General features: G+C 64.7%; 6 protein-coding genes and 2 pseudogenes. 1 reads left to right on the top strand and 7 read right to left on the bottom strand.

Translation table 11 applies throughout. The features are described from left to right. Positions 1–490 precede the first annotated feature (490 nt). Together WAW85_RS07010 and murA are read right to left on the bottom strand one after the other, a co-directional pair. Positions 491–772, bottom strand: a pseudogene (locus WAW85_RS07010) (response regulator); the annotation flags it as partial. 130 nt (positions 773–902) lie between these two features. Further along, the gene (gene murA, locus WAW85_RS07005; RefSeq protein WP_422558908.1) at positions 903–2,159 is read right to left on the bottom strand and encodes a UDP-N-acetylglucosamine 1-carboxyvinyltransferase; all 1,257 of its coding nucleotides are present in this window, start codon (positions 2,157–2,159) and stop codon (positions 903–905) included. A 63-nt stretch (positions 2,160–2,222) separates the two neighbouring features. On the opposite strand from murA, the gene WAW85_RS07000 reads away from it, so the two are divergent. Continuing rightward, a complete protein-coding gene (locus WAW85_RS07000) occupies positions 2,223–2,828 on the top strand; it encodes a cob(I)yrinic acid a,c-diamide adenosyltransferase (protein WP_422558907.1) in 606 nt (201 codons plus the stop codon). A 30-nt stretch (positions 2,829–2,858) separates the two neighbouring features. On the opposite strand, the gene WAW85_RS06995 is transcribed toward WAW85_RS07000, so the two are convergent. The 5 genes and pseudogenes from WAW85_RS06995 to WAW85_RS06975 form a co-directional block, all read right to left on the bottom strand. Then, positions 2,859–3,308, bottom strand: a complete 450-nt coding sequence (locus WAW85_RS06995; protein ID WP_422558906.1) for a DUF2550 domain-containing protein — start codon at positions 3,306–3,308, stop codon at positions 2,859–2,861. Between the two features lie 105 nt (positions 3,309–3,413). Continuing rightward, a complete protein-coding gene (locus tag WAW85_RS06990; RefSeq protein WP_422558905.1) occupies positions 3,414–3,788 on the bottom strand; it encodes a F0F1 ATP synthase subunit epsilon in 375 nt (124 codons plus the stop codon). 9 nt (positions 3,789–3,797) lie between these two features. Next, complete coding sequence (atpD, locus tag WAW85_RS06985) at positions 3,798–5,243, bottom strand: F0F1 ATP synthase subunit beta (RefSeq protein ID WP_422558904.1); 1,446 nt, start codon at positions 5,241–5,243, stop codon at positions 3,798–3,800. A gap of 25 nt (positions 5,244–5,268) precedes the next feature. After that, on the bottom strand, positions 5,269–6,231 hold the full coding sequence (locus WAW85_RS06980; protein ID WP_422558903.1) for a F0F1 ATP synthase subunit gamma: 963 nt from the start codon (positions 6,229–6,231) through the stop codon (positions 5,269–5,271). Positions 6,232–6,233: 2 nt separating this feature from the next. Further along, a pseudogene (locus WAW85_RS06975) lies at positions 6,234–7,124 on the bottom strand (F0F1 ATP synthase subunit alpha); the annotation flags it as partial.

The following is a 7,124-nucleotide window of genomic DNA, read 5'->3' as shown; positions in this document are numbered from 1 at the left end:
AGTTACACACACCCCAACAAGAACACAACTCCCCAGGTCAGGGTCCTGCACCGGCAGTTCCTCGGATCTGAACACCTGGTCGGGTGCTTGCCCCATCGGCCGGCATCTGCGCCCGTTCGGGCAGGTTGGCTAACGCCTACCAGGTATAGCTGGCACTCATGACCGGTGTCGCCAGCGAACTCGACCGGACGACACGGATGTTCATCGGCGCTCGCCCCGACTCCGCGTGCGCTGCGCCGTCCGGATCCTTCGGGCGTCGCGCCGGCCCGAAGAACGTGGCGATCGAACACCAGTTGCGGCCCGCAGAGCTCAGCGACGACCGGATCGTCAACATCCTGGTTCCGCCGATGGAGGCCAGCCTGCAGGTCGGCCGTGCCGCGTTGCGCAGGCCTTCGTCGCGGCAGTCGAAAGCGGCAGCGTCTGGGGCGAAGCGGCGGAGCGCGGCGTGGTCGGACTCGCACCTGATCGATCAGTCCGCGTTTACTGGCGACCCGCCAGCTCCGGCCCAGACGACCCGGGTCACCAGATCGTCGTCGAGGAAGGTGGTCAGGACGAGGACTGCGATGTCTGGATTCCAGCGTTTGCATTCACTGATCAGCCGCATGCCCTCCTAGTCGGTAACCGCCGTGAGCTTGAGGTCGACGACCACGACGTCCGGGGCAGTGCGCGCCACCTCGACCCGGGCCGTATCAACCGACCCGGCCTCGCCGACGACGGCGACTTCGGGGGTCGGCCCGGACGCCGCGCCGAGCGGCGAGAGGGACGCCGGCATTCCCGCCGACTCGGCCAAGCTGGCAACGGCGTCGGCACATGCGTAGGTCGTTCACCAGCCCTTCAAGGGCGTTCACCAGCCCTTCAGGGGAGGTGGGGCACTGCGTCCCGGTAGCGCCGACCGGAGAGGGTCAGTCGCTGATGCGTTCGATCGTCCCGCCGAGAGCGCGCAGGTTCTCCTCGAAATGCGGGTAGCCGCGGTCGATGTGCTCGATGTCGTGTACTTCGGTCACGCCGTCGGCCACCAGCCCAGCCAGGACCAGACCAGCGCCAGCCCGAATGTCACTGGACCACACCGGAGCGCTCGACAGCTTCACCACGCCGTGTATCACCGCATGGTGTCCGTCCGTACGAGCATCGGCACCGAGCCGGACCATCTCCTCAACGAAGCGGAACCTCGCCTCAAAGACGTTCTCGGTGATCAAGGACATGCCCTCGGAGATCGACGCCAGTCCGATCGCCATCGGTTGCAAGTCAGTGGGAAAACCGGGAAACGGCAGGGTCGCGGTATCCACCGCCAGCGGTCGACCGGCCTGACGCACGCGAAAGCCGTCCGCGAGCCGATCGACAGTGGCCCCGGCGTCGACGAGCTTCTTCAGTACCAAGTTGAGGTGCTGCGGGTTGACCCCGCGGACGGTCACGTCGCCCCGAGTCATCGCCGCGGCGATCCCCCACGTGCCAGCGACGATCCGATCGCCAACCACGTGATGCGTGGTCGGCGTGAGTCGCTCGACGCCCACGACCGTCAGTGTCGAACTGCCAATGCCGTCGACCCGCGCACCCATCTGATTGAGCATCTCGCAAAGATCAATGATCTCCGGCTCGCGTGCCGCGTTGTCAATAGTGGTCTCTCCCTCGGAGAGCACCGCAGCCATCAGGATGTTCTCGGTGGCGCCCACCGACGGAAACTCCAGGGAGATCGGAGCGCCTACCAGTTGTTCTGCTTCGGCCACGACGCAGCCGTGCTCGATGGCACTGTGCGCACCGAGCGCCCGCAATCCAGACTGGTGCATGTCAAGGGGACGTGAACCGATCGCGTCGCCACCGGGCAGCGCGACGACCGCGCGCCTACACCGAGCCATCAGCGGCCCGAGCACACAAACCGAGGCGCGGAACTGCTTCACCGCCTCGAAGTCCGCGTGATAGTCCAGCACTTCGGGTGAATCGATCGTGACGGTATCGCCATCGATCGACACCGTCGCCCCGAGACCAACCAGCACTTCGGCCATCAGCGGAACGTCCGCAATTTCCGGCACGTTGGTGAGCACCGTCTGTCCCGGCGCCAGTAAGGACGCCGCCATCAACTTCAAGACGCTGTTCTTGGCGCCACCGACCACCACTTCGCCGGTGAGCCGTACTCCACCAGTCACCAAATATCGATCGCCCACCTCGACAGCTTAGGGCATCGGTCTCCGGCAAAAACGGCGAGCACCCCGGTAGATTGGGTTCCTATGGCAGTCCATCTGACAAAGATCTACACCCGAACCGGCGACGACGGCACCACCGGTCTCTCCGACTTCTCTCGGGTACCCAAGACCGACCCGCGGGTGACCGCCTACGCCGATTGTGACGAGGCCAATACCGCGATCGGCCTGGCGCTGGCCCTGGGCGGCAGTGACTCCGGCGGTGCGGTGCCCGCCGACATTGCCGCGGTGCTCACCACTGTCCAGAACGACCTCTTCGACGCTGGCGCCGACCTTTCCACGCCCGTCGATCCCGATCCGAAATACCCCCCGTTGCGAATCGAGGCCGGTTACGTTGACGCGCTGGAAGCCTGGTGCGATGGTTTCGGCGCAGAGCTAGCACCACTCGATTCGTTCATTCTCCCTGGCGGCTCTGCGTTGGCAGCGCTGCTTCACCAAGCACGGGTCGTGACCCGCCGGGCCGAACGCGCCGCGTGGGCCGCCGTCGACGCACACCCCGAGGACACCAACATCCTGCCGGCCAAGTATCTGAACAGGCTCTCGGATCTACTGTTCATCCTGGCCCGAGTGGCCAATGTTCGCGCTGGCCGCGGCGATGTGAAGTGGGTTCCAGGCGCCAATCGATCCCGATGACCCCGGTATGCCCGCTCGGATAGGCTGCGGTCACGCGCCCCGACGACGCCGAGACCGTTCCGGCGACCGTGACTCCAGCCACGACAACAGGGCCGTGACGAGCACACGTTCCATCGCAATCTCGTAGTCGACGACCCGGTGGGTCGATACGGTGACCTGCACGTCAAGCACCACCATCGCGGTGTCCATGATCTCGAGCTCGCTACCTTCGGGAGTCCGTCGAGCGGTGATCTCTACTCGACGGCGCGGCAAGACTGCAGTCGGTCCTGGCCGCAGCGAACTGAGCCGATAGTAGACGAGCGCGTCCTCGGTGTAGTGCACCGAGCCGTGCCGCCAGCCCTGACCACGACCAGCCGGCATGGACCGAAAGAGCACTGGTGTACCGGCGCTGCGGACCTCGCGGATCCGGTAGAAGAGTCCACCGACTAAGAACGCACCAATCGCGGCCACCGCGAGGATGAGCCAGCCCCACCAGGTCACCGCACCCTCCTCGTTTCACGTTGTGTCCTATGCCTGTGAAGACACCAACTGCCGCCCCGATGACCGGGACGGCAGTTGGTGGTAATCATATCGGACTTCGCCTCGCTAGATCAGCGCCTCTGCAGCGCGAACCCGCGAGCGCGCCTCGTAGTAATCGACGCTACCCTCGTCCGACGCCTCAAGCGCAGCCTGGGCGGCGGCAAGATCGATCTCCGCGGCCAACTGTGCCGACTCAGCAAGCACCTTCACGGCCTCGGCGCTGACCGACAGAAATCCGCCCTGCGCCGCCATCGCGACCTTTGTTTCGTCCTCAAGAGTCACCACGACGAAACCGCCCGCAGCGAGTTCGGCGAACAGTGGTGCGTGACCGGCCAGGATACCGACCTCACCGGCCGTTGTCTGCGCCCGAAGGAAGGTAGCGTCCCCCGAGAACAGCAATTGGTCGGGTGAAACGACGTCCACACGGAAGGTCTTAGCCATGGTCGCGAACTACTTTCCGGTGATCTTGGCGGCCGCGGCGAGGACATCGTCCAGACCGCCACAGCTGTTGAACGCCTGCTCTGGCAAGTGATCGAACTCGCCCTTGCACAGCCGGTCAAAGGCGTCGATCGTGTCCACGAGCGGAACCACCGAGCCGGGTTGACCGGTGAACTTCTCCGCGACGATGAAGTTCTGGCCGAGGAACTTCTGGATACGACGCGCGCGGGCGACAGTAACCTTGTCCTCTTCGGAGAGCTCATCCATACCGAGGATGGCGATGATGTCCTGCAGTTCCTTGTACTTCTGCAGGATCCGCTTCACCTCGTTCGCGACGCGGAAGTGCTCCTCGCCGACGATCGAAGCCTCAAGGATGCGCGAGGTGGAGGTCAAGGGGTCCACGGCCGGGTAGATACCCAACTGCGAGATCGGCCGTGAAAGCTCCGTGGTGGCATCCAAGTGGGCGAATGTGGTCGCCGGCGCCGGGTCGGTGTAGTCGTCGGCGGGGACGTAGATCGCCTGCAGCGAGGTGATCGAACGGCCCTTAGTCGAGGTGATGCGCTCCTGGAGCTCACCCATCTCGTCCGCCAAGGTGGGCTGGTAGCCCACGGCCGACGGCATCCGGCCCAGCAGGGTGGACACCTCGGAACCGGCCTGCGTGAACCGGAAGATGTTGTCGATGAACAACAACACGTCCTGGTTCTGTACGTCGCGGAAGTACTCGGCCATGGTGAGGGCCGAGAGCGCAACGCGCATACGGGTGCCTGGGGGCTCATCCATCTGGCCGAACACCAATGCGGTGTCCTGCAGCACGCCCATCTCCTCCATCTCGAGGTGGAGATCGGTGCCCTCACGGGTACGCTCACCGACGCCAGCGAACACCGAGGTGCCAGAGAACTCGCGAGCGATACGCGTGATCATTTCCTGGATCAGCACGGTCTTGCCGACACCGGCACCACCGAACAGACCGATCTTGCCGCCCTTGACATACGGGGTCAGCAGGTCGATCACCTTGATACCGGTCTCGAGGATCTCGGTCTTACCTTCGAGCTGATCGAAGGCCGGGGGCTTGCGGTGGATGCCCCACTGCTCGCCGTCGCGCCCCGTCCCCGGCGCATCCAGGCAGTCGCCCAGCGCATTGAAGACGTGGCCCTTGACGACGTCGCCGACGGGAACCGAGATCGGCTTGCCCGAGTCGGTGACGACCGCGCCGCGAACGAGGCCGTCGGTCGGCTGCATAGAAACGGTACGCACCACGTTGTCACCCAGGTGCTGGGCGACCTCCAGGGTCAGTACCTTGGCCACAGCCGGGAGCGTGATCTCGGCATGGAGCGCATTGAACAATTCAGGGATGGCGCCGCGCGGGAACTCCACGTCGACGACCGGGCCGATGACCCGGACGACGCGACCGGCGGTCGCCGAAGCGGCCGTGGTCGGCTCGGTGACTGCTGCAGTCATGATTCTTCTCTTTCCTCGTGATGTCTTAGTGATGCGCGAGGGCTTCTACGCCGCCGACGATCTCGCTGATTTCCTGGGTGATCTGCGCCTGGCGAGCCGCGTTGGCCTGGCGGCTCAGCGTCTTCTCCAGCTCGTTGGCGTTGTCGGTGGCCGCCTTCATGGCAGTCCGACGCGCGGCGCTCTCCGAGGCAGCCGACTCCAGCAGCGCCGCGAAGATTCGTGCAGCCACATATTTAGGCAGCAACGCGTCCAGCAGTGCGGTGGCGTCGTCACCTTCGAACTCGATCTCCGGCCCCACCGCCGATCCCGGCGACTCATCGAGCATGTCGGCACCGAGATCGAGTCGTTCGAGCTCGAATTCCACGTCGATCGGCGCCATCCGGCGAACGACCGGCTGCTGCGACAGCATGGATACGAAACGCGTGTAGACGATGTGCACTTCGTCGAAACCTTCGACGGTGCCCTCGCCGTCTGGCGCAGCGACGAACTCACCCGAACCGGCCAAGAATCCCTCCACCAGATGGCTGGTGGCCGACACCGAGTCCGCGAAGACCGGCTGCTGGGAGAAACCCGACCAGCCGCCGGCAACAGCACGCTCGCGGAAGCTGTAGTAACCGATGCCCTTGCGGCCGAAGACGTAGAGCACCGGCTCCTTGCCCTCCGAGCGCAGCAACGAGAGCAGCTCCTCGGTCTCCTTGAGGACATTGGAGTTGTAACCACCGCACTGACCGCTATCACTGGTCACCACGATAACCGCCGCACGCCGAAGATCTTCCCGCGCGTTGAGTAGCGGAATCGACGCGAGGTGCGCACGACTACCCAGGGTAGCCACCACCGTGGTGATCTCGTCCGAGTAGGGACGAGCCGCGGCAACGCGGGCCTGAGCCTTCGTGATCCGCGAAGTGGCGATCAGCTCCTGCGCCTTGGTGATCTTCTTCGTCGACTCGATCGACTTGATCCGCGAGCGCAGTTCCCGAATGGTCGCCATGACTACTTGGTCTTCTTCGTCACTCGGATCGTCTCGAGCTCGACGTCCTCGGCGGCCAGTGCGTCCGCCTCGACCTCAACGACCCGAGAGCCGTCCGAGGCGATGAAGCCGGCCTTGAAGTTGTTCGTAGCGACCGCGAGCGCAGCCTTGTCTTCCGCGGAGAGCTTCTTGCCACCGGCGATGTTGCTGTAGACGCTCGCCGCGCTGTGGTGCAGGTCGAGCAGCAGCTCACTCTCGAACCGTCGCACATCGCCCACCGGCACCGAGTCCATGAAGCCTTCGCCACACAGGTATAGCGACACGATCTGATCTTCGACGGAGACCGGGCTGAACTGGTCCTGCTTCAGCAGCTCCACCCAGCGCGCACCGCGCTCGAGCTGTGCCTTCGAGGCGGCGTCCAGGTCGGAGGCGAAGGCCGAGAAGGCCTCGAGCTCACGGAACTGCGCCAGTTCCAGACGCAGCGAACCGGAGACGTCCTTGAGTCCCTTGGTCTGGGCGGCGCCACCGACGCGGGATACCGAGATACCGACGTTAATCGCCGGCCGGACGCCCTTGTTAAACAGATCGGACTCCAGGAAGACCTGGCCGTCGGTGATCGAGATGACGTTGGTCGGGATGAACGCCGAGACGTCGTTGGCCTTGGTCTCGATGATTGGGAGACCGGTCATGCTGCCGCCGCCGAGTTCATCGGACAGCTTGGCGCAACGTTCCAGCAGCCGGGAGTGCAGGTAGAAGACATCACCCGGGTACGCTTCGCGGCCCGGCGGGCGACGCAACAGCAGCGAGATGGCGCGGTAGGCCTCAGCCTGCTTGGAGAGATCATCGAAGACGATCAGGACGTGCTTGCCCTGGTACATCCAGTGCTGTCCGAGGGCCGAGCCGGTGTACGGGGC

This window comes from Gordonia sp. (in: high G+C Gram-positive bacteria), assembly GCF_049299075.1.
GTDB lineage: Bacteria > Actinomycetota > Actinomycetes > Mycobacteriales > Mycobacteriaceae > Gordonia.
This window is presented reverse-complemented; position numbering and strand designations above follow the sequence as displayed.

Excerpts from the sequence above, each read along its gene's own strand:
- WAW85_RS07000 (WP_422558907.1), top strand. The coding sequence starts at position 2,223 with ATGGCAGTCCATCTGACAAAGATCTACACCCGAACCGGCGACGACGGC.
- WAW85_RS06990 (WP_422558905.1), bottom strand. The coding sequence starts at position 3,788 with ATGGCTAAGACCTTCCGTGTGGACGTCGTTTCACCCGACCAATTGCTG.
- atpD (WP_422558904.1), bottom strand. The coding sequence starts at position 5,243 with ATGACTGCAGCAGTCACCGAGCCGACCACGGCCGCTTCGGCGACCGCC.
- WAW85_RS06980 (WP_422558903.1), bottom strand. The coding sequence starts at position 6,231 with ATGGCGACCATTCGGGAACTGCGCTCGCGGATCAAGTCGATCGAGTCG.